Origin of the sequence: Pseudoroseomonas ludipueritiae, from assembly GCF_014490445.1 — a bacterium.
Classification (GTDB): Bacteria; Pseudomonadota; Alphaproteobacteria; order Acetobacterales; family Acetobacteraceae; genus Pseudoroseomonas; species Pseudoroseomonas ludipueritiae.
The window spans coordinates 1-19,997 of the sequence record NZ_JACTUZ010000042.1; the positions used below are offsets into that span (position 1 = coordinate 1).

At 67.7% G+C, this 19,997-nt stretch carries 18 protein-coding genes and 1 tRNA gene; 8 read left to right on the top strand and 11 right to left on the bottom strand.

Annotation, left to right across the window (positions count from 1 at the left end):
- The 3 genes from IBL25_RS11515 to IBL25_RS11525 all read right to left on the bottom strand — a co-directional run.
- The coding region (locus IBL25_RS11515) for a septal ring lytic transglycosylase RlpA family protein (RefSeq protein WP_187778689.1) at nt 1-622 on the bottom strand (622 nt) is incomplete at its 3' end.
- Entirely contained in the window at nt 619-1,593 is a 975-nt protein-coding gene (locus tag IBL25_RS11520; RefSeq protein ID WP_187778690.1) for a lytic murein transglycosylase, read from the bottom strand. The genes IBL25_RS11520 and IBL25_RS11515, both read right to left, overlap by 4 nt.
- Before the next feature lie 68 nt (nt 1,594-1,661).
- Nucleotides 1,662-2,669, bottom strand: a complete 1,008-nt coding sequence (locus IBL25_RS11525) for a lipid A deacylase LpxR family protein (RefSeq protein ID WP_379656093.1) — start codon at nt 2,667-2,669, stop codon at nt 1,662-1,664.
- Nucleotides 2,670-2,768: 99 nt separating this feature from the next.
- Here IBL25_RS11525 and IBL25_RS11530 point away from each other — a divergent pair.
- Nucleotides 2,769-2,858 (top strand) — tRNA-Ser (locus tag IBL25_RS11530).
- Nucleotides 2,859-2,867: 9 nt separating this feature from the next.
- Here the strand turns inward: IBL25_RS11530 and IBL25_RS11535 are convergent.
- Complete coding sequence (locus tag IBL25_RS11535) at nt 2,868-3,491, bottom strand: metal-dependent hydrolase (protein WP_187778692.1); 624 nt, start codon at nt 3,489-3,491, stop codon at nt 2,868-2,870.
- Nucleotides 3,492-3,631: 140 nt separating this feature from the next.
- Between IBL25_RS11535 and IBL25_RS11540 the strand changes: the two genes are divergently transcribed.
- Complete coding sequence (locus IBL25_RS11540) at nt 3,632-4,327, top strand: DsbA family oxidoreductase (protein WP_187778712.1); 696 nt, start codon at nt 3,632-3,634, stop codon at nt 4,325-4,327.
- 6 nt (nt 4,328-4,333) lie between these two features.
- Here IBL25_RS11540 and mfd read toward each other — a convergent pair whose 3' ends face one another.
- Nucleotides 4,334-7,795 carry a transcription-repair coupling factor gene (mfd, locus tag IBL25_RS11545; protein ID WP_187778693.1) on the bottom strand — a complete coding sequence of 1,154 codons (3,462 nt, stop codon included), beginning with the start codon at nt 7,793-7,795 and terminating at the stop codon, nt 4,334-4,336.
- Nucleotides 7,792-8,106 carry a succinate dehydrogenase assembly factor 2 gene (locus IBL25_RS11550; RefSeq protein ID WP_187778694.1) on the bottom strand — a complete coding sequence of 105 codons (315 nt, stop codon included), beginning with the start codon at nt 8,104-8,106 and terminating at the stop codon, nt 7,792-7,794. Before IBL25_RS11550 ends, mfd begins: the two co-directional genes overlap by 4 nt.
- Before the next feature lie 34 nt (nt 8,107-8,140).
- Here IBL25_RS11550 and recG point away from each other — a divergent pair, with 34 nt between their 5' ends.
- The 6 genes from recG to IBL25_RS11580 all read left to right on the top strand — a co-directional run bounded on the left by recG (nt 8,141) and on the right by IBL25_RS11580 (nt 15,223).
- Entirely contained in the window at nt 8,141-10,219 is a 2,079-nt protein-coding gene (gene recG / locus IBL25_RS11555) for an ATP-dependent DNA helicase RecG (RefSeq protein ID WP_187778695.1), read from the top strand.
- 89 nt (nt 10,220-10,308) lie between these two features.
- On the top strand, nt 10,309-11,037 hold the full coding sequence (locus IBL25_RS11560; RefSeq protein WP_187778696.1) for an ABC transporter ATP-binding protein: 729 nt from the start codon (nt 10,309-10,311) through the stop codon (nt 11,035-11,037).
- Entirely contained in the window at nt 11,037-11,768 is a 732-nt protein-coding gene (locus IBL25_RS11565) for an ABC transporter permease (RefSeq protein WP_187778697.1), read from the top strand. The genes IBL25_RS11560 and IBL25_RS11565 overlap by 1 nt, the downstream gene beginning before the upstream one ends.
- A 4-nt stretch (nt 11,769-11,772) precedes the next feature.
- The gene (locus IBL25_RS11570; RefSeq protein ID WP_187778698.1) at nt 11,773-13,725 is read left to right on the top strand and encodes a GldG family protein; all 1,953 of its coding nucleotides are present in this window, start codon (nt 11,773-11,775) and stop codon (nt 13,723-13,725) included.
- 14 nt (nt 13,726-13,739) lie between these two features.
- Nucleotides 13,740-14,780 carry a DUF4340 domain-containing protein gene (locus IBL25_RS11575; protein WP_187778699.1) on the top strand — a complete coding sequence of 347 codons (1,041 nt, stop codon included), beginning with the start codon at nt 13,740-13,742 and terminating at the stop codon, nt 14,778-14,780.
- Nucleotides 14,777-15,223 (top strand): NUDIX hydrolase, encoded by a 447-nt coding sequence (locus tag IBL25_RS11580; RefSeq protein WP_187778700.1) that lies wholly within the window; start codon nt 14,777-14,779, stop codon nt 15,221-15,223. Before IBL25_RS11575 ends, IBL25_RS11580 begins: the two co-directional genes overlap by 4 nt.
- Before the next feature lie 21 nt (nt 15,224-15,244).
- Here the strand turns inward: IBL25_RS11580 and msrP are convergent, their stop codons facing one another.
- The 5 genes from msrP to cydB form a co-directional block, all read right to left on the bottom strand.
- Nucleotides 15,245-16,189, bottom strand: a complete 945-nt coding sequence (gene msrP / locus IBL25_RS11585; protein WP_187778701.1) for a protein-methionine-sulfoxide reductase catalytic subunit MsrP — start codon at nt 16,187-16,189, stop codon at nt 15,245-15,247.
- Between the two features lie 68 nt (nt 16,190-16,257).
- Nucleotides 16,258-17,697, bottom strand: a complete 1,440-nt coding sequence (locus tag IBL25_RS11590) for a glycosyltransferase family 39 protein (protein WP_238940370.1) — start codon at nt 17,695-17,697, stop codon at nt 16,258-16,260.
- Complete coding sequence (locus IBL25_RS11595) at nt 17,694-18,779, bottom strand: glycosyltransferase (RefSeq protein ID WP_187778703.1); 1,086 nt, start codon at nt 18,777-18,779, stop codon at nt 17,694-17,696. Before IBL25_RS11595 ends, IBL25_RS11590 begins: the two co-directional genes overlap by 4 nt.
- A gap of 44 nt (nt 18,780-18,823) precedes the next feature.
- Nucleotides 18,824-18,922: a DUF2474 family protein gene (locus IBL25_RS11600; protein WP_187778704.1), complete on the bottom strand. Its 99-nt coding sequence runs from the start codon at nt 18,920-18,922 to the stop codon at nt 18,824-18,826.
- Nucleotides 18,922-19,986, bottom strand: a complete 1,065-nt coding sequence (cydB, locus tag IBL25_RS11605; protein ID WP_187778705.1) for a cytochrome d ubiquinol oxidase subunit II — start codon at nt 19,984-19,986, stop codon at nt 18,922-18,924. Before cydB ends, IBL25_RS11600 begins: the two co-directional genes overlap by 1 nt.
- Nucleotides 19,987-19,997: the final 11 nt, after the last annotated feature.

Consider the following 19,997-nt stretch of genomic DNA (forward strand, 5'->3'; position numbering starts at 1 on the left):
CCGGCTCCACCGCGACGGCGGCCACTGTCGCGGGCCCCCGGCCCTGGCGCACCCGCTCCGCCGCCTGAGTGCCCGGCGGCGGCGCCAGGCTCTCGGCCTGCACTGCCTCGCGCGGGGCGGTTTCGATGGCGATACGTGGCGCCTCCGGCTGCGGCAGGCCGGCGCTGAGGGAGCGGGAAAGATCGGGGTCGACCGCAATGGCGACCTGCGTGCCGCCCGCCGAGACACCCAGCAGTTCCGCCGCGCGGCGGGACAGGGCCACCACCCGTCCCGGCTGGGCCGGGCCACGGTCATTGACACGGACGCGCAGCGACAACCCATTCTCCAGGTTGGTCACCAGCAGAATGGCAGGCAGTTGCAGCGTGCGATGGGCAGCGGTCAGCAGCACGGGGTCATAGATCTCACCATCCGCAGTGACGCGTCCGGGCCGTGGGTCCGGCACGACGGTCGCGAGGCCTGTCTCGCGCAAGGCGAAGTCCTCGCGCGGATAGGACCAGACGCCGTCCATCTCGTAAGGCTGCCCGATGGTGTAGCGGGGCTGCGGCTTCGGGGCCGGAGGCGGCGGTGTGCAGGCCAGCAGCAAAGGCAGCAGCAGGGCCAGCGGGTGCAATGGGCTCTTCATGCCACGCGGTCGGACAGCAAGCCGATCACCAGTGCATAATAATCGGAAGGGTTGTAGCGCCGGATGACATTGAAGTTCCCATAAACCGCGAAGGCCTGGCCGCCTGCCCCGCCCGGTAACAGGAGGGCGGTATCTATGTCCAGCGCCGGCAGGGCCGTACCATCGGCGGCGGTGACGCCCATGCTGGCCCAGTCCCGCAGCGGCCGGCGGTTGTTGCGCCCGGCGATGGCGGGGTCGAAGCCGGCGGGTAGCCGCACCTCCCTGCCCCAGCGCTCATCCTCCTGCCAGCCATGGCGGGCCAGGTAATTGGCGATGGAGGCCAGAGCATCGGCACGGGTGCCCCAGATGTCGCGGCGGCCATCTTCGTCAAAATCCACCGCCAGCCTCTCAAAACTGGTCGGCATGAACTGCGGGTGGCCCATGGCACCGGCATAGCTGCCGAGCATCCGCTCCGGCGCCACGTCGCCCTTCTCCAGGATGCGCAGCGCAGCCAGCAACTCCTTGCGGAAGAACTCAGCCCGGCGCCCTTCCCAGGCCAAGGTCGCCAATGCCTCTATGACGTTGAAATTGCCGGTGAAGCCGCCATAGTTCGTCTCCAGCCCCCAGACAGCCACGACAACGCGTGGGCTAACTTTGTAGCGGGAGGCTATGGCATCCAGCAGCGCCCGGTTGTCGGCGAAGGCTTGGCGGCCGCGGTCTATCCGCTGCTGCGAGACGCGACCGTCACGATACTGGTCCCAGGTGAGGGTGAATTCCGGCTGCCTGCGATCCAGTTCCAGCACCTTGTCATTGGGCCGGATCGGGCTGAAGGCCCGCTGCAAGGTTGCTGGCGACACCCCGTTCCGCCGCGCCTCGGCCGACACGCTCTCCAGAAAATCCTGGAACGAAGGTGGCGACGCATGGGCCACCCCACTGCTGGCCAGCAGGGTGGCGGCACCGAATCGGGCGATCAGGCTACGGCGCTTCAGCATGGCGGCAGGAATGCCACGCCCTGCGCCGGCCGGACAACCTTGGCCTTTCACACAAGGCCTTGCCCGCCTCAGAAGCGGAAGGACACGCTGAGGGAGCCGAACTTCTGCCGACCGTTCTGGCCGTAGAATTCCTCCGAACGCCAGACCTGGGTCAGCGCGAAGCGCACCCCCTGCCAGACAATGGCAGCACCAACCTGGAAATCAGCCACGAAGGGGCGCTTGTCCACGCTGCGGCTGTCCCGCCAGGTATTGCCGTCCAGGAAGATGTCGCGGGCGATGGCACGCCCTTCCACGCCAGCGAAGAGATACCATTCGAAGCCTTGGCGCGGCTGCACCCAGCTTGAGCCGGACAGCGCCGGCCGGATGCGCGGCGGGCCGAAATCAGCATCCAACCCCTGCCCGATGCGGAAGGTGCCGCCAACACCGGCATAGGTCTGCACATTGCCCAGGCTCAAGGTGGCAGAGGGAATGACCTCGGTGTCGATGCCGCTGAAGCTACCCAACGGAACCCGGCGCTTCTGCTCATAGAGCAAGGTAACGGCCGGCTCGTCCTTCAGCTGGTAATCCCAGCCCTCGGTGTTCTTGATGTTGAAGATGTCGTGGTAGTTGTTCTGGACGAATTCACCCAGGGCCGAAGGGCCGACCACACCGAGCTGCAGTTCCATCACCCGGGACGTCAGCTCCGTGGTGCGGCTGAGGCTGACGGAGCCGTACAGATAGCCCGCATAAGGGCGGTCAGTGGGATCGGGGTTGCGCCGGTAGGTATCTTGCGGCGTATAGATGCTCTGGCCGAAGGAAACACCCCACCGCAGCGTTCCGGGGCCCAGCACCCATTCCAACCGGTCGTTGACCCAGGCCAGCGGCGATGGCAGGTCCGCCGAGGGCGAGCGCCAGGCGAACTGGAAGCCATTGGTATAGTAGCGGTCCGTCCCACCACCGAAGAGGTCGTTCTCGATCGAGAAGGTGAAGGTGCCATAGGGATCGGGCGGCGGCGCCTGGTCCGGCGCAATGGAGGGTGCGACCGCTTCGTTGCTGGCTGAACCCTGCGCCATGGCGCCCATTGGGGCGCTCAACACAAAAATGGCTGACAACAGGGCCGTGACTTTAGCGTGCATGCACTTTCCTTCTGGCCGTAGTGGCGTTACGCACAAGGTGCCGCTTGGCTTCGGCAAACTGGATGGGTGGCCGAGTGGTTTAAGGCAGCGGTCTTGAAAACCGCCGTAGGGGTAACTCTACCGTGGGTTCGAATCCCACCCCATCCGCCAATCGCGGCGTCATCGGCTGATGACGGGCGGAAAGCTATCCCGCAGCCATGCCAGCCCTGTCCGGTTGGCCTGCGGCCTTGGCGAGGCCTCCGGGCCGCAAAGTGACGGCAGTTCAGGCCCCAGAATCCGGCAGACCCCTACTGCGCGCAGCCCCGCCTGTGGGTCGAACTGCTCCTTGGTCGCGCCCCAGGACCAGGACAGCATCAGCGCCACCACCAGCGGCTCGAAGGCCGAGCCGGTGCGGCAGAGCGGCAGCGACCACACCCCCTTCATGGGCCATGCCAGCCGCAGCCCGCCCGGCGTCAGCAGATCCGCAACCAGATGCGAAAGATATCCGACCACCAGGGGTGCCGCGATGGATAGCGGCAGGTGTCCATGGAGCAGCAGCGCGGCGCAGCCGGCGACGGCGATAAGCGAATGAGTCATGCCGCGATGGCCGAAGAGCTTGGCGCAAAGCCAGGAGACAGGCCAAACCCGCTTGCCCACCCATGACTTGGGATGGTCGATATCGGGCAGCAGCGATCCCAGCACCGCCAGCCCGAGTGAGAAAGGGTCCAGCGCGGGCAGGCCCAACCGCGGTGCGGCGGCGAACCATGCCGCCGCCCCTAGCGCGATATGCGAGCCCGCCATCATGACGCGTTGACAATACCCTGGTCCAGATCGCTCAAACTAGGAGTCAGGATTCATCCCTACAAGGCTGATTCTTAACATTCCGACTCGGCGGTGACGCTTTCTGGCAAGAAGACCTGCAACGAGGCCCGGCTGGCGGTATGATGGGCAGCGTGAACCTGCTTTCTCCCCCCGCCGGGCAGCTCGAGATCGAGATTGTTTTCGATCTTGTCTGCCCCTGGTGCTTCCTCGGCATCCGTCGCCTGCGGCGCGCGCTGCGCCGCCGGCCGGACATCCATGCCGAGTTGCGCTGGCGCCCCTTCCTGCTGAACCCCGATGCGGGGCCTGCCGGCATGCAGCGGCAGGATTACATGCTGCGAAAGTTTGGTGGCGAGGAACGGGCCCGCCGGCTGCACAGCACCATGACCGAGCTGGGCAAGGCCGAAGGCATCACCTTCCGCTTCGACCTGATGCGCCGCGTGCCCCCTTCCGTCGATGCCCACCGGCTGGTCCGCTACGCCGCGCAGCATGGCCTGGCGGATATTGTGGTGGACCTGCTCTTCGAGGCGCATTTCACCCAGGGGCACGACATCGGCGACCCTTCGGTGCTGGTGCGGCTGGCCGTTCTGGCGGGCCTGGAGCGCGAGGCCGCCTGGCGCTTCCTGACCAGCGGCCTGGAAGCGGATGCGGTGCATGCCGAGAACCTGCGGGCGCACCGCCTCGGCATCAATGGCGTGCCCTGCTTCGTCATGTCCGGCCGCCATGGAGACAGTGGCGGCCACGCCATCGCCGGCGCCCAGGAGCCAGAAGTGCTGGAGCGGCTGATGGACGTGGCCCTGGCTGAAGCGGCGGAGTTCTGAAGGCGCTCAGGCCGCCTTCCGCACCTGCCCTGCCACCTTGGCCAGCGAGGCCAGCATGTCCTTCGCCGCCCTCACCCGCGTTGGCAGGTCCATCTCCCGCACCATGGCCAGCTTATGGTCCGGCCGCAGCTTCACCAGCCCCTTCTGCGCCGTCACCCAGTTCACCAGCCCGGCGGGATTGGCGAAGTTGTTGCGGCGGAAGGTCACCACGATGCCCTTCGGCCCAGCATCCAGCTTCTCCACCCCGGCTTGGCGGCAGTGGTGCTTGATAAGCACCACCTGAAGCAGGTTTTCGACTTCAGGCGGCAGTGGGCCGAAGCGGTCGGTCAGCTCGGCGGCCATGGCCTCCACCTCCGCCTCGCCCGCCAGAGCGCCGATGCGGCGATAAAGGCCCAGCCGCACCGGCAGGTCGGCCACATAGGCCTCAGGTATCAGCACCGGCAGGCCAAGGTTGATCTGCGGCGTCCAGTCGCGATCCTCGGCCTCGCCACGCCGCCCCTGCCCGGCCTTTAGGTTGGCGACGGCTTCCTCCAGCATCTGCTGGTACAGCTCGATACCCACCTCCCGCACATGGCCGGACTGCTCGTCGCCCAGCAGATTGCCGGCGCCGCGGATGTCCAGGTCATGGCTCGCCAGGGTGAAGCCGGCGCCAAGGTTATCCAGGGTCTGCATCACCGCCAGCCGCTTCTCGGCGGCGACCGACAGGCGCTGGGCGGCAGGCCAGGTCAGGTAGGCATAGCCACGCTGCTTGCCGCGCCCGACACGCCCGCGAAGCTGATAGAGCTGGGCGAGGCCGAACATATCGGCGCGATAGATGATCAGCGTATTCACCGCCGGCATGTCCAGCCCGCTTTCGACAATATTGGTCGCCAGCAGGATGTCGTACTTGCCGTCGCCGAACTCGGTCATCACCCGCTCAAGCTCAGTGGGCGAGAGGCGGCCATGGGCCTGCACCGTCCGTGCCTCCGGCACGATCTCGGCCAGGCGGGAGGCCATCTTCGGCAGGTCCTCCAGGCGCGGCACCACGCAGAAGACCTGGCCGCCGCGGAAGCGCTCGCGCTGGATGGCCTCGCGCGCCACCACGGCATCGAAGGGCATGATGAAGGTGCGCACCGCCAGCCGGTCGACCGGCGGGGTGGCGATGACGCTCATCTCCCGCACGCCGGTCAGGGCCAGTTGCAAGGTGCGTGGAATAGGCGTGGCCGTCAGCGTCAGCACATGGACATCGGCCTTCAGCGACTTCAGGCGCTCCTTGTGGGAGACGCCGAAATGCTGCTCCTCGTCCACGATCACCATGCCGAGGTCGGCGAATTCGATACCCTTGGCCAGCAGCGCATGGGTGCCGACGACGATGTTGATGGAGCCATCCGCCAGCCCCGCCTTCACCTGCTGCGCTTCCTTGGCCGTCACCATGCGGGAAAGCTGCGCCACCTTGATCGGCAGCCCCGCGAAGCGGGCGGAGAAGGTGCGGAAGTGCTGGCGGGACAGCAGCGTGGTCGGCACCACCACCGCCACCTGCGCGCCCGTCATGGCGACCACGAAGGCGGCGCGCAGCGCCACCTCGGTCTTGCCGAAGCCGACATCGCCGCAGATCAGCCGGTCCATCGGGCGGCCGGAGGCGAGGTCCTCCAGCACGTCGCCGATGGCGCGCAACTGGTCGTCCGTCTCGGCGAAGGGGAAGCGGGCGCAGAATTCGTCCCAGGCGCCTTCCGGCGGCGTGGCCAGCGGCGCCTCCTTCATCTGCCGCTCCGCCGCCACGCGGATCAACTGGCCCGCCATGTCGGCGATGCGCTGCTTGGCCTTGGCCTTGCGGTTCTGCCAGGAAGCTCCGCCCAGCTTGTCCAGCGCCACGCCGGCGCTGTCGCTGCCGAAGCGGGAGAGAAGCTCGATGTTCTCGACGGGCAGGAACAGCTTGTCCCCACCGTCGTAGATCAGCCGCAGGCAGTCATGCGGCGCACCGGACACCTCGATGGCGGAAAGCCCGTCGTAGCGCCCGATGCCATGGTCCTGGTGCACCACCAGGTCGCCTTCCGCGATCTCCGTGGCATCGGCGATGAACTGGTCGGCCCGCTTGCGGCGGCGCGGTGGGCGCGCAATGCGCTCGCCCAGCAGATCCTGCTCGCCAGTCAGGGCAATGGACAGCGCCGGTTCACCGGCTGGACCAATGAAGCCCCGCTCCACGCCATAGACCGCCAGCGCGACCACGCCGGCCGGCAGCTTGCGGGCAGCGGCCCAGTCATCCACCGGCTGGGCAGGCACCTTGTTTTCGCGCAGCAGATTGGCCAGCCGCTCGCGCGAGCCTTTGGTCCAGGCCGCCAGAACCGGGCGCAGGCCTGACCTGGCCTGGGATTCCGCCTGTTCCCGATAGGCCGCGAAGACATTCTCGCCAGAGGTGCGGACCTCGGCATAGAGCCGCCCGGGATGGCCGCCCGCCTCAATCCCTTCGGCACCATCGGCCTTGGGGAAAGGATCGAAGCGCAGCAGCGTCCCGCCGGAGAGCATGGCATCCCAGCCACGGCGGTCGAGGTAAAGCCGTCCCGGCGGTACCGGGCGATAAGGCACCTCCCCGTCCCGGCCCGGGCCCTTGCGGGCCTGGTAGTGGTCCTCGATCATCTCCAGCCGGGCTTCCAGTGCATCCTCGGCCTGATGGTCGAGGCTGACGGAGGCGCCGGGGATATAGTCGAGCAGCGTCGCCATCTGCTCATGGAAGAGCCCGGCCCAGTTCTCCATGCCAGGATGGCGCCGGCCGGCCGAGATGGAGACGTAAAGCGGGTCATCCCCCGCAGCCGGGCCGAAAAGGTCACGGTAGCCGCTGCGGAAGCGTGCGATGGAGGCTTCGTCGAGAAAGACCTCGCCCACCGGACGCAGCCAGAGTTCCTTGATCTCCTGCCCGCTGCGCTGGGTCTCGGGCGAGAAGCGGCGCAGGCTTTCGATCTCGTCACCGAAGAGATCGAGCCGCACCGGCTCCGGCTCCCCGGCCGGGTAGAGGTCCACGATGCCGCCGCGCACGGAATACTCGCCCGGCTCCATCACCGTGGCGGCGCGGCCATAGCCATTGGCTTCCAGGAAGCCCGCCAGCTTCTCGGGCCCGATCCGCCCGCCCTTCTTCAGGTGCAGCGTGGCATTCTCGAAGGTCTCGGCCGGCGGCACCCGCTGCACCAGGGCATTGACCGTGGTCAGCACGATGCGCGGGCGGCTGCCCGGCTCCAGCAGGCGTGTCAGGGTGGCGACGCGTTCGGCCACCAACTCGCCGTTGGGAGACACACGGTCGTAAGGCAGGCTGTCCCAGGCGGGGAAGCGCAGCACCTCGACGCCGGGGGCGAAGAATTCCAGCCCTTCCTGCATCCGGGCCATTCGGGCATCGTCGCGGCAGACGTGCAGCACATGACCCTTCACCTCGGCCCGCCGGCGGGCCAGCAGCAGGGCGTCGAAGCCTTCCGGAGCGCCGTGGACGGTGAGCGCCGTCATGCGCGGCGCGCGGCCTCAGGCACGCCGGCCCCGGGGCGGGAGCATTCTTCCTTCATTCGAGCCAGCATGGGTGTCATGACCTCCGCAGGAATGGGGCTGCGGCCGGTGAGCCATTCGGTCAGGTCCACATCCAACAGGTCCAGAACGCCCTCCAGCTCATCCAGTTCCGCCTCGGTGAAGGCAGCGATGTTGTTGGCCACGAAGGTGCCGATCATCAGGTCGGCTTCCTTGGTGCCGCGGTGATGCGCCCGGAAGAGCAGGCGCCGGCGGCGGGGGGAAAGTTCGGTGGAGGAATTATCAGGTTCAGACATGTCGGCGCCTCTTGAGGCTGGCATATAGAGGGCGATGGGAATCGTGTCAGCCCAAGCGGCGGAACAAGATCGGAACATGGCGCTTTTCGCGCCGCTGTCCAGCCTGCCCCTGCCTGAGGAAAAGGTGAAGCGCCTCGCCCAGGCCGTGGAAGGCGGACGTGTGATCGACCTGTTGTTCCATCTTCCGGAACGCTACCAGGACCGGCGTAATTCTAACCCGCGAGAGGGCGAGGTCGCCACCCTGCCCGTGCGCGCGCATCGCGTCTCCCCTCCGCGTGGTCCGTCCCAGCCATGGGTGGTGCAGTGCGATTCCCCGGTGGGCGCGCTGGACCTGATCTATTTCGGTCGGCAGCGCTGGCTGGGCGCCTGGCTGGAGCGGCACTTCCCGGAGGGCGCCGAGCGGCGGGTCTCGGGCAAGATGAAGCTGTTCCGGGACCGCTGGCAGATGGACGCGCCGGATTACATCAGCCCACCCGACGCCATCCCCGGCGTGCAGCCGGTCTGGCCGCTGGTGAAGGGGCTGGGCCAGAAAGATGTCGCCAAGGCCATGACGGCGGCACTGGGCACGCTGCCGGTGTTGCCGGAATGGCATGGCGGCGCACTCATGGACCGCCGCCGCTGGCCCAGCTTCGATGAAGCCCTCTGCCTGCTCCAGGCCCCCACTGAGCCGCCGGAGGACACCCCTCGCGACCGCCTCGCCTATGACGAGCTTCTGGCGGGGCAGATCGCCATCGGCCTGGTGCGGCGAACCGTGATGCGCCGTCCGGGCCGCCGACTGGTGGGCGATGGCCGCCTGCGGCAAGCGGCCCTGGCTGCCTTCGGCTTCCCGCCCACTCCGGCGCAGAACGGCGCCCTGTCCGAGATCGATGCCGATCTCGCCTCCCCCACCCGCATGTTGCGGCTGCTGCAGGGCGATGTCGGCGCCGGCAAGACGCTGGTCGCATTGCTGGCCATGCTGCGCGCCGTCGAGGCCGGTGCCCAGGCGGCCCTGATGGCGCCCACCGAACTGCTGGCCCGCCAGCACCTCCGCACCTTCCAGAAGCTGGCGGGGGCGGCGGGCGTGGAATGCGTGCTGCTGGCAGGCTCCGTGAAGGGCAAGGAGCGTAAGCGGGTGCTGGCCGGGCTGGCCAATGGCTCCATCCCCCTCGTGGTCGGCACCCATGCGCTGATCGAGGATGGCGTGGTCTTCCACGACCTTGGCTTGGTGGTGGTGGACGAGCAGCACCGCTTCGGCGTCGCCCAGCGGCTGGCGCTGACGGAAAAGGGCACCACCGATGTGCTGGTGATGACAGCCACGCCCATCCCTCGCACCCTTCTGCTGACCCAATGGGGCGAGATGGCCACCAGCCGCCTTGCCGACCGCCCCGCCGGGCGGCAGCCCATCGTCACCCGCATCATCAGCCGCGACCGGCGGGAGGAATTGACGGCCCGGCTGCGCGCCGCCTTCGCGCAGGGCCACCGCGCTTACTGGGTGGTCCGCGCCGTGGAGGAAGGCGAGCGCCACGACAATGTCGCGGCCGAAACCACCTATGCCGAACTCGCTGCCATCTTCGGCGACAAGGTGCGGCTGGCGCATGGCGCCCAGAAGCTCGATGTGCGGGAAGCCGCACTGCAGGACTTCGCCGCCGGGCGCGCGCAGCTTCTGGTGGCTACCACGGTGGTGGAGGTCGGTGTCGACGTGCCCGAGGCCACCATCATGATCATCGAGCAGGCCGAGCGTTTCGGCCTCGCTGCCCTGCACCAGTTGCGCGGGCGCGTCGGGCGTGGCGCGGCGCAGTCCTTTTGCCTGCTGCTGCCTTCCGCCGAGTTGAACGAATCCGAACAGCGCCGCCTTGCCGTGCTGCGGGATACCGAGGACGGCTTCGTCATCGCCGATGCCGACCTGGAATATCGCGGCGGCGGCGATGCGCTGGGGGTGCGGCAGGCCGGGCATATCGGCCGGCGGCTGGTGGACCCACAGCGCCATGGCGGGCTGATCAAGATGGCGCACAAGGATGCCGAATTGTTGCTGCAGAAGGACCCGGGGCTATCCTCGCCCCGTGGCCAGGCGGCGAGATTGCTGCTGCAGATCTTCGGCCATGACCTGACCCTGGCGCCGCTCGCCGCCGGCTGAGACGCTTCGATACGGCCCGGGGGGTTGCAAAGGCCCTGCCCCGGTTTAAACCCGCCAAGCGCCTTTTTTCTGTGCAGGGGTTTCGCGGCTTGCCTGACCTGATCGAGATCGACCGCCTCAGCAAACGCTTCGGCGCCTTTACTGCCGTTGATGACGTATCCTTCCGGGTCGCCAAGGGCGAGGTGCTGGGCTTCCTCGGCCCTAACGGCGCCGGCAAATCTACCACCATGAAGATGCTGGCAGGTTTCGTGACCCCCAGCAGCGGCACCGCCCGCATCTGCGGTGAGGACGTGGTGGACAATCCGGTCGCCGCCAAGCGCCACCTGGGGTACCTGCCGGAAGGCGCCCCCACCTATCCAGAGATGACGGTGGAGGGCTTCCTGGGCTTCACCGCGCGCCTGCGCGGCTATCGTGGCAGTGAGATGCGCGACCGCGTGGCCCATGCCATGAGCCTGACGACGCTCGAAGGCGTCAGGCTCCAGCCCATCGAGACGCTGTCCAAGGGTTTCAAGCGCCGCGTCGGCCTTGCGCAGTCGCTGTTGCACGACCCGCCAGTGCTGGTGCTGGACGAGCCTACGGACGGCCTCGACCCCAACCAGAAGCATGAGGTCCGCAGGCTGATCACGCAGATGGCGCCGGAAAAAGCCATCATCATCTCCACGCACCTGCTGGAGGAAGTCTCCGCCATCTGCACCCGCGCCATCATCATCGCGCGCGGCACCGTGCTGGCCGATGCGACGCCGGCGGAGCTGGCGCATCGCGGCCCCTCGCTCGACGCCGTCTTCCGCGACCTGACCATGCCGAAGGAGAAGGCGTGATGGGCGCCACACTCACCGTCGCCCGGCGCGAGCTGGCGGGCTATTTCGCCACGCCCGTTGCCTATGTCTTCATCGTCATCTTTCTGGTGATGTCCGGCGCGCTGACCTTTACGCTCGGCAATTTCTTCGCACGCGGCACGGCGGATCTCTCGCCCTTCTTCGGCTTCGTGCCCTGGCTCTTCCTGTTCCTGGTGCCGGCCATCACCATGCGCCTCTGGGCGGAGGAACGGCGCCTCGGCACCATCGAGCTCCTGCTGACCCTGCCGCTGGCGCAATGGCAGGCGGTGCTGGGCAAGTTCCTGGCGGCCTGGGCCTTCTGCGCCATTGCGCTGCTGTTGACCTTCCCGCTGGTGATCACGGTCAATTACCTCGGTAACCCGGATAACGGCGTTATCGCCGCCGGCTATGCGGGCTGCCTGCTGGTGGCTGGCGCTTTCCTGGCGGTTGGCGCGGCCATCTCGGCCCTGACGAAGAACCAGGTCATCGCCTTCGTCCTCACCGTGGCCATCTGCTTCCTCTTCACCGCCGCCGGCAGCCCGGTGGTGACGGAATTCCTCTCCGCCCGCATGCCGGTGCTGGCGGAAATCGCGCGCGGGCTCTCGATCAACGACCGGCTGGGCGGCTTCTCGCGCGGCATCGTCTCGGTGCCGGATCTGGTGTTCTTCGCCAGCTTCATCGGCTTCTGGCTTTTCGCCAATGCCGTGATCGTCGACCATCGCAAGGCGGATTGAGGCCATGAGCGAGACCACGCATACCGCCGCACGCCCTGGCTCCCGCCGCCTGCTCACCTCGGCCGGCGGGCTGGCCGCCGCCGCCGTACTGGCTGTCAGCGTCAATGTCCTGGCGGAGCGGCTGCTGCCGAATGCCCGGCTCGATCTGACGGAACAGCGCCTCTACACTCTCTCGGAAGGCACGAAGCAGGTCTTGGCGGGGCTGAAGGACCCCATCACGCTGCGGCTTTTCTACACGCGCAGCCTGGGCAGCCAGGTGCCGGTCTATGGTGCCTATGCCGACCGTGTGCGGGAGATGCTGGAGGAATATGCCGCACTTTCCGACGGCAAGGTGAAGCTCGAATACCTGGACCCCGAGCCCTTCAGCGAGACCGAGGACCGCGCCCTCGCCTATGGCATCCAGGGCGTGCCGCTCGATCAATCCGGGGAGCAGGTCTACTTCGGCCTGGCCGGCACCAACCTGCTGGATGACGAGCGGGTGCTGCCTTTCATCCAGCCGGACCGCGAGCGCTTCCTGGAGTACGACCTGACCCGGCTGGTCTATGACCTTTCCAGCCCGAAGCGGCCGGTCATGGGCATGCTCTCCGCCCTGCCGCTGAACGGCGACCCGCGCGCCATGATGATGCGCCTGCCCGGCGGCGGACAGCCTTATGCCGTGGCTAACCAACTCCGCCAGTTCTTCACGGTGAAGGACGTGGCGGGCAACGCCCAGGTGATCGATCCCGATATCCAGGTGCTGATGGTCGCGCAGCCGCAGGGGCTCCCGGACGCCACGCTCTATGCCATCGACCAGTTCGTGATGCGCGGCGGCAAGCTCTTCGTGCTGACCGACCCGCATAGCGAGGGCCAGGGCAGCCGCCCCGGCGCCAACGGCCAGCCGCCTTCCGAGACCTCCTCCAACCTCGACCGCCTGCTGAATGCCTGGGGCATCGAGACACCAACCGACAAGGTGGTGCTCGACCTGCGCGGTGCCTGGCGGGTGCGTGCCGCGCCCACGGATCGGGTGCAGGCGGTGGATTACCTCGCCTGGTTCAATGTCACCGGGGATTCGCTCAACCACTCGGATGTAGCGACGGCGGACCTGCAGCAGGTGACCTTCGCCTCCGCCGGCGAGGTGCGGAGAAAGGAAGGCGCCGGCATCGAGATGACCCCGCTGCTGACCAGCAGCCCCGAAGCCATGCTGGTTGACGCCAAGGCGGTGAAGGAAAACCCGAACCCGTCGCAGATCCTGGCCGGCTTCAAGCCCGACGGGACGCGGCGCGTGCTGATGGCCCGGGCCCGCGGCATCCTGGCCAGTGCCTTCCCCGACGGTCCGCCGCCGCCCCCCGAGGGCGCCGACCGCCCCGCCGACTTCCCCGCGCATCGCGCCCGCAGCGATGGCCCGGCCAACCTGGTTGTCGCCAATGACAGCGACCTGCTGGAAGACCGCTTCTGGGTCCGCACGCAGGACTTCTTCGGCCAGCAGGTCGCCACGCCCTTCAGCGACAATGGTGCGCTGATCTCCAACCTCGCGGATACCCTGGCGGGTGGCGATGCACTGATCGGGCTGCGCTCACGTGGTGAATCCCTGCGGCCCTTTGGCGTGGTGGAGGACATCCGCCGCAATGCCGAAGCCCGCTACCGTCAGACCGAGCAGGCCCTGACCCAGCGCCTCGAAGTCACGGAACGCAGGCTGCGCGAGCTGCGCCAGGGCACGCCGGGCAGCGGCGAGCGCAATCAGGCGCAGAATGCCGTCATCACGCCGGAACAGCGGGCCGAGATCGACCGGGCACGGGCCGAGATCGTCGCCACGCGTGGCCAGCTTCGTAATGTTCAACTGGAACTGCGGCGGGATATCGAGCGGTTGGAGAACATGCTGCGCATCTTGAACATCGCGCTGGTGCCGGCCTTGTTGACCCTCTTCGCCATCGGCCTGGCGGTGGTGCGGCTGCGCCGCCGCAGCGCGGCGCGGGCCTGAAGGGAGGAGCAGTGATGCAACGTCGTCCCCTCTTGCTGCTGGGCGGCACCGCCGTGGTGGCTGCCGCGGCTGCCATCGTGCTTGGCCCCCGTGGCCCGGGCGCGCCTGCGGAGACCAGCAGCGCGCCGCTGATGTTCCAGAACCTTGCCGGCAGGCTGACGGGCGCCGCACGTATCGAGGTGCGCCAAGGCGGCAAATCCGTGGCCGTGGCCAAGCGTGATGCCGAGGCCTGGGTGCTGCCGGATATGCAGGACTACCCGGTGCGGCCGGAGAAGGTGCGTGAGTTGCTGGTGGGCCTGACGGAACTGCGCCTGACCGAGCGCCGGACCAATGATGCCGCCATGCTGGACCGGCTGGGCTTGGAAGACCCCGCCGCAGCCAATAGCACCGCCGCCCTGCTGCGGGTGTTGGACAGCAAGGGCGACCCGATCGCCGAACTGGTGGTCGGTCGCCGCCGCATGCGCACCCAGGGCGGCGTGCCGGAAAGCGTTTATGTCCGCCGCCCGGCCGAGACCCAGGCGTGGCTTGCGGAAGGGCGCCTGCCATTGGATGCCGATCCTCAGCTCTGGATCGACCGCGACATCGCCAATATCGCGCGGGAGCGGGTGCTGAAGGTGGAAGCCACGCGGCTGGGAGAAGCGCCGCTGGTGCTGACGCGCGGGGAAGGCCCGGATGGCGTCCTCACCGTCACCAGTCCGGCACAGACGCCGCCGTTGGAAGAAGGGAGCGCCGATGAGGTTGGCCGCGCCTTCGAGTTCCTGACGCTGACGGATGTACGCAAGGAGGCCGCCGCGCCGGGCCAGCCACTTGGCGAGACCCGATTCACGCTCACGGACAACCTGGCAATCACCGCCTCAGGCTACCAGGACGGCGAAGCCATCTGGGTCCGCCTTGCCGCCGCCGGGGACGATGAGGCGGCGCGGCTGAATGCCCGCTGGCGCGGCTGGGCCTACAAGGTGGCGGAATGGAAGATCAAGGCGCTGCTGCCCCGGCTGCAGGACATGCGCAAGGCTGAGGCGCCGCCTGCCGAGGCACCGGCGGCGCCCGCGAGATGAGCGGGCGGGAGTATCCCGAGCGTCCGTGGATCGGCATCGGCCTCGTCGCCTTCCGCGGCGAGGATGTCCTGCTGGTGCGCCGGGGCAAGCCACCTCGCATGGGCGAATGGTCCGTGCCCGGCGGCGCCCAGGCGCTTGGCGAGCCGGCAGAGGAAACCGCCCGGCGTGAGTTGCGGGAGGAAGCTGGGATCGAGGTCGGGCCGCTGGTCCTGGCCGGTGTGGTGGATGCATTGGACAGCGATCCGGAAGGGCGCACCCGCTTCCACTACACGATCATCGACTACGCGGGTGAATGGCTCTCGGGTGAACCCGTCGCGGGGGATGACGTGACGGACGCGCGCTGGTTCTCCCCCACTGAGCTGCCGCAACTCGGGCTTTGGTCGGAAGCGCTGAGGGTCATCTCGGAAGGCCGGCGCCGCCTGGATGAGCAGCGCCGGCTCTGAAAGGCAACCGGTTATGCGCTTTCAGAGGTAAAGGTTCTCACCCTTTACGTCGGTGTAGAGGGACGAGACGAATTCGCCATAGCCGTTGAAGAGCTTGGTGGGCACCTGCTCTCCACTGCCAAGAAGGCGCTCCCGTGCCTGGCTCCAGCGCGGATGCGGCACCTCCGGGTTCACATTGGCCCAGAAGCCGTATTCCGAGCTTTGCAGCTTTTCCCAGAAGCTGACCGGCCGCTTGTCCGTGAAGGTGATGCGCCTGATCGCCTTGGCCGACTTGAAGCCGTACTTCCAGGGAAAGAGCACCCGCATTGGCCCGCCATTCTGCGGTGGCACTGCCTTGCCGTAGAGGCCCACGGCCATGAAGCACAGCTCGTTGCCCGCCTCGGCGATGGTGCAGCCTTCCTTGTATGGCCAGGGGTACCAACTCTGCCGCAGCCCCGGCATAACCGAGCGGTCCGCTGCCGTCTCGAAGACCACGTATCTGGCGCTGGAGAGCGGCGCGGCGATCTTGAGCAATTGGGACACCGGAAAACCCGTCCAGGGCACTGTCATGGCCCAGGCTTCGACGCAGCGGTGCCGCAGCACCCGCTCCTCCAGGCTGACGCGTTTCAGAAGATCATCGAGCCCGATCTCCTGCTCCTTCTCCACCAAGCCATCGAACTTGAGGGTCCATGGGCTCTGCGGCAGCCGCTGGGCAGCCGAGGCGATGTTCTTGCTGGTGCCGAATTCGTAATAGTTATTGTAGTTGGTGGCATCCTTCTCCGGCGTCAGCGCACGGCCCGGCTCGAAGCGGGGGTTGCGCATGGCCGCCAAGCCGGCGGCATCCTGCGCCAGAGCGGAGCGGCCCAGCGCCCCCGCTGCCAGAATCGTGCCAAGGCCCAGCGCGGCCTTGCGGCGGCCCAGCACGAAGTGCTCAGGCGTGACGGCGGCCTCAGGCAATTCCCAGCCGCGACGGATATGAACAGGCATCGCCATGCTCCCTGGCCTATCTTGCAGCATGTAGGGCAGCATGGTTCCAGCGCCAGGGCCCGTTACCTTCAGCGACGAGACGGCAAAACTGCGAGAGGCGGCTCTGCCCCTTCCACGCGCACGGTGTGCAGCCTGTAGCGTTCAGCCTCGATGCCATCTCGTGCCCGCACCACCTCGCCTGCCGGCTGGGCCGCTGGCCAAAGTGGCGCCCCGCTGCGGCGCTCACTGCGGACCAGCAGGCCCACCTGGCCGGTGGCCGGGGATGGCAGATCGAAAAGATCCCACCGATCGCCCAGCGCGATCACCGGCGTGCCAGGGGGGAGATGCAGCGCCAACTCGCTGGCCAGGCCGTATTCCTCGGCGGCGACGAATTGCGCGCCCTGGGCGCGCCGTGCCTGCTCCACGCCCGCCGCCAGGGCAGGCCACCCGCCCAGCCTGGCAAGGGTCGGATCATTCCGTCGCGGTAGCGGGATAGGTGAGAAGGCTGCCTGCACCAAGGCGGCCACCGCCACCACAAAGCCGAAAGCAAGACCAGCCTGTTTCCAGCGCCGCCAGCCGGAGCCCAGGAAGGCCGCAGCCGCGATGCAGGCGGAGGGATAAAGAATGGCAGGCCAGTTGCCCTGGACCCGGCTGCCCGTAGCCTGCCACAGGAAGAGCAGCGCCGAGGGTACCGTCAGGCACACCAGAAGGCCGGCGGCGCTGCTGCGCTGCCTGACCCAGGCACGGCAGGCCATTGCCGTGCCGACAATGCAGAACAGGAAGATCAACGGCGTGGCCAGGGCGGCCTGCCCGCCGATCAGCTCGCCAAGGTAGCGAAGGGCGGAGCCGGTGCTGGTGCTGCCGGCGCGCCCGCCCTGCTTGGCGAAACTGACCCAGGCATGTTGCGAATTCCACCAGATAACCGGCGCAAAGCACAGCAGGGCAATGGCACCGCCGGCCCAGAGTTGCCAGCGTAGCAGCCAGTGCCGCATCCGCGGTTCCGCCAGCAGCCACAGGACAACACCGATACCCAGCAGCAGCGCCGTGTATTTCGACAACAGCGCCAGTCCGGCCAGAAAGCCGAAGACCAGCCACCAGCGCCCATCCCCGCTGCGGTGAAGTTCCGCAGCCGCCCAGAGCGCGGCGCACCAGAAAACCAGCAGCGGCGTGTCTGGCGTAACCAGCACGGCGCCGGCGGAAAACAGCAGCGTCGCGTTGAGCATTGCTGCCGCCCAAGGGCCGGCGGAGCGGCCGGGGAAAAGGGCCTCCGCCGCGCGTGCCAGCAGGATGGAGGCCGCCGCGACGCCAAGCGGCCCCAGCAAGCGGATGCCCAGGGCCGTGTCGCCCATCAGGGCGGTGCCGGCGGCAGTCCAGAGTGCCACCATGGGAGGATGGTCGTAGTAGCCGGCCGCCAGGGCACGGCCCCAGACCCAGTAATAGGCCTCATCCGGCGAGACCGGCAGCAGCACCGCCGCCACGAGGCGCAAGGCAGTCAGCGCCAGCAGCGCCACCACCCAGGGATTGCTCATCGCGCGCGCCATACCAGGGTCGCCGAAACCGCGTAGTTCCACACGCCGGTCAGCAGGGCGCCGGCGGCGCCGGCCCATCGCCACTGCGCCAGCTCGTCCCGCAGCAGCAGGCCGGCAACGCCGACATTGGCGGCGGCACCCAGCCCGCAGACGACATAGAAGAGGATGAGCCCGCGCCAGAGCTTCGGCCCGCGCAGCCTCACGTCGCGGTAGGTGATGCGGTTGTTCAGCCAGAAATTGGCCGTCATGGCCACGAAGGTCGCCACCCACTGGGCATTGATGAAGGGCATGAAACGGATGGCGACGCCCAGCACAGCCAGATGCACCAGGATGCCGAAGCCACCCACCAGCGCGAAGGACATGAAGCGCAACGGCAGCAGGCCGCCCAGCGCCTTGTCCAGCAGCAGGGCCAGGAACTCCAGCAGCACGGCGGTATCCAGCTTGGAATCGCCGGCCACACGGGGGCGGAAGGTATAGGGCACTTCCTCCACCCGGAGCTTGCGGCCGGCCGAGAGCAGGATATCCACCAGGATCTTGAAGCCGCGCCCGGTCAGGCGGGGCGCCAGTTCCTCGAAAATCGGACGCGGCAGCATGAAAAAGCCGCTCATGGGGTCTTCCACGCGTACCGGTAGCATGGCCCGGGCCAGGGCCGTGCCTCCTTCGCTGATCCGCTGGCGCAGGGGGGAAAAGCCTTCCGCCGCCTCCCCGCCCGCCACATGGCGGCTTCCGATGGCGACATCGGCGCGGCCGGAGCGCAACGCTTCCAGCATCTTCGGCAGGATGGTCTCGTCGTGCTGGAGGTCGCCGTCGATCACCGCGACATAGGGCGCGGAGGAGGCCATCATCCCTTCGATACAGGCGGAGGCGAGGCCGCGGCGGCCGATGCGGCGGATGCAGCGCACACGGGCATCCTGCTCCGCCAGCCGGCGCGCGATGGCAGACGTGCCATCGGGGCTGTCGTCATCGACGAAGATGACTTCCCACGCGATGCCTTGCAGCGCGGCTTCAAGCCGCTCGGCCATGGGGATGACGTTCTCGGCCTCGTTGAAGCAGGGCACGACGATGGTGAGCAGGGGCGGCATGTCGCCGCCGTGCTTAGCCTTCCTGCCGCCGCGCCGCCAGCCACCTAAGGCACATGCATCACCAGCCGGATCAGGCTGGCCACCATGCCGACCGTGGCCACGCCCACCAGCCAAAGCAGCAGAAACCAGCCCAGGCGACGCATCAGTGATAACCCTCTCCGATCCGGACCTTCCCGCGGAAGAGCCAGTAGGTATAGCCGGTATAACATAGAATGATCGGGATCAGGATCGCGGCGCCGACCAGCAGGAAGAGCAGAGAGCCTGGTGAGGCCGCCGCCTCCCAGATGGTGATGTCCGGCGGCACGATGTTGGGCCAGAGGCTGATGCCCAGCCCGGTATAGGAGAGGAAGAACCAGCCGAGCACGCAAAGGAAAGGCACGCCATCGCGCCAGCGGAAGCTGCGGCCGGTGGGATCATGGGGCGCGGCGGCCTCCCGCGCCGCGGTCGCCGGCAAGGCGCGGAAGAAGAGCCAGGCCAGCAACAGGACCAGCAGCGGCACGGGGGCGGCGCGCAGCATCCAGGGCATGGTGAACCAGCGCTCGTAGAAGGCAGGTTGCAGGAAGGGCATGATCAGACTGACCAGGGCGATGCAGCCCAGCGTCGCGAAGCCCAGCACCCGCGCCACGCGCCGCGCCTTGGCGGCGATATCACCCTCACTGCGCCAGATCAGCCAGCAGGCGCCGAGCAGCCCATAGCCGATCACCAGCGCCAAGCCCGTCAGCAGCGAGAACGGGGTCAGCCAGTCCCACCAGCCGCCGGCATAGCTGCGGTTCTCCACCTTGATGCCCTGCACCAGCGCGCCCAGGGCAATGCCCTGGCAGAACGTGGCGAGGTAGCTGCCCCAGCTAAAGGCACGGTCCCACCAGGTCTGGCCGCTCGTGGTCCCTGCCTTGAAGCGCATCTCGAAGGAGACGCCACGGAAGATGAGCGCCAGCAGCATCAGGATCAGCGGCATGTAGAGCGCGGGGAGGATGGTGGCATAGGCCAGCGGAAAGACCGCGAAGAGCCCGCCTCCCCCCATCACCAGCCATGTCTCGTTGCCATCCCAAACCGGCGCCACGGAATTCACCATGACATCCCGCTCCTCCTTCTCCTGGAACCATGGAAAGAGGATGCCAAGGCCAAGATCGAAGCCGTCCATGCAGACATAGAGGAACACAGCGGCGGCGATGATGATGGCCCAGATGAGCGGCAGGGATTCTTCCATCGTCCTGGCCT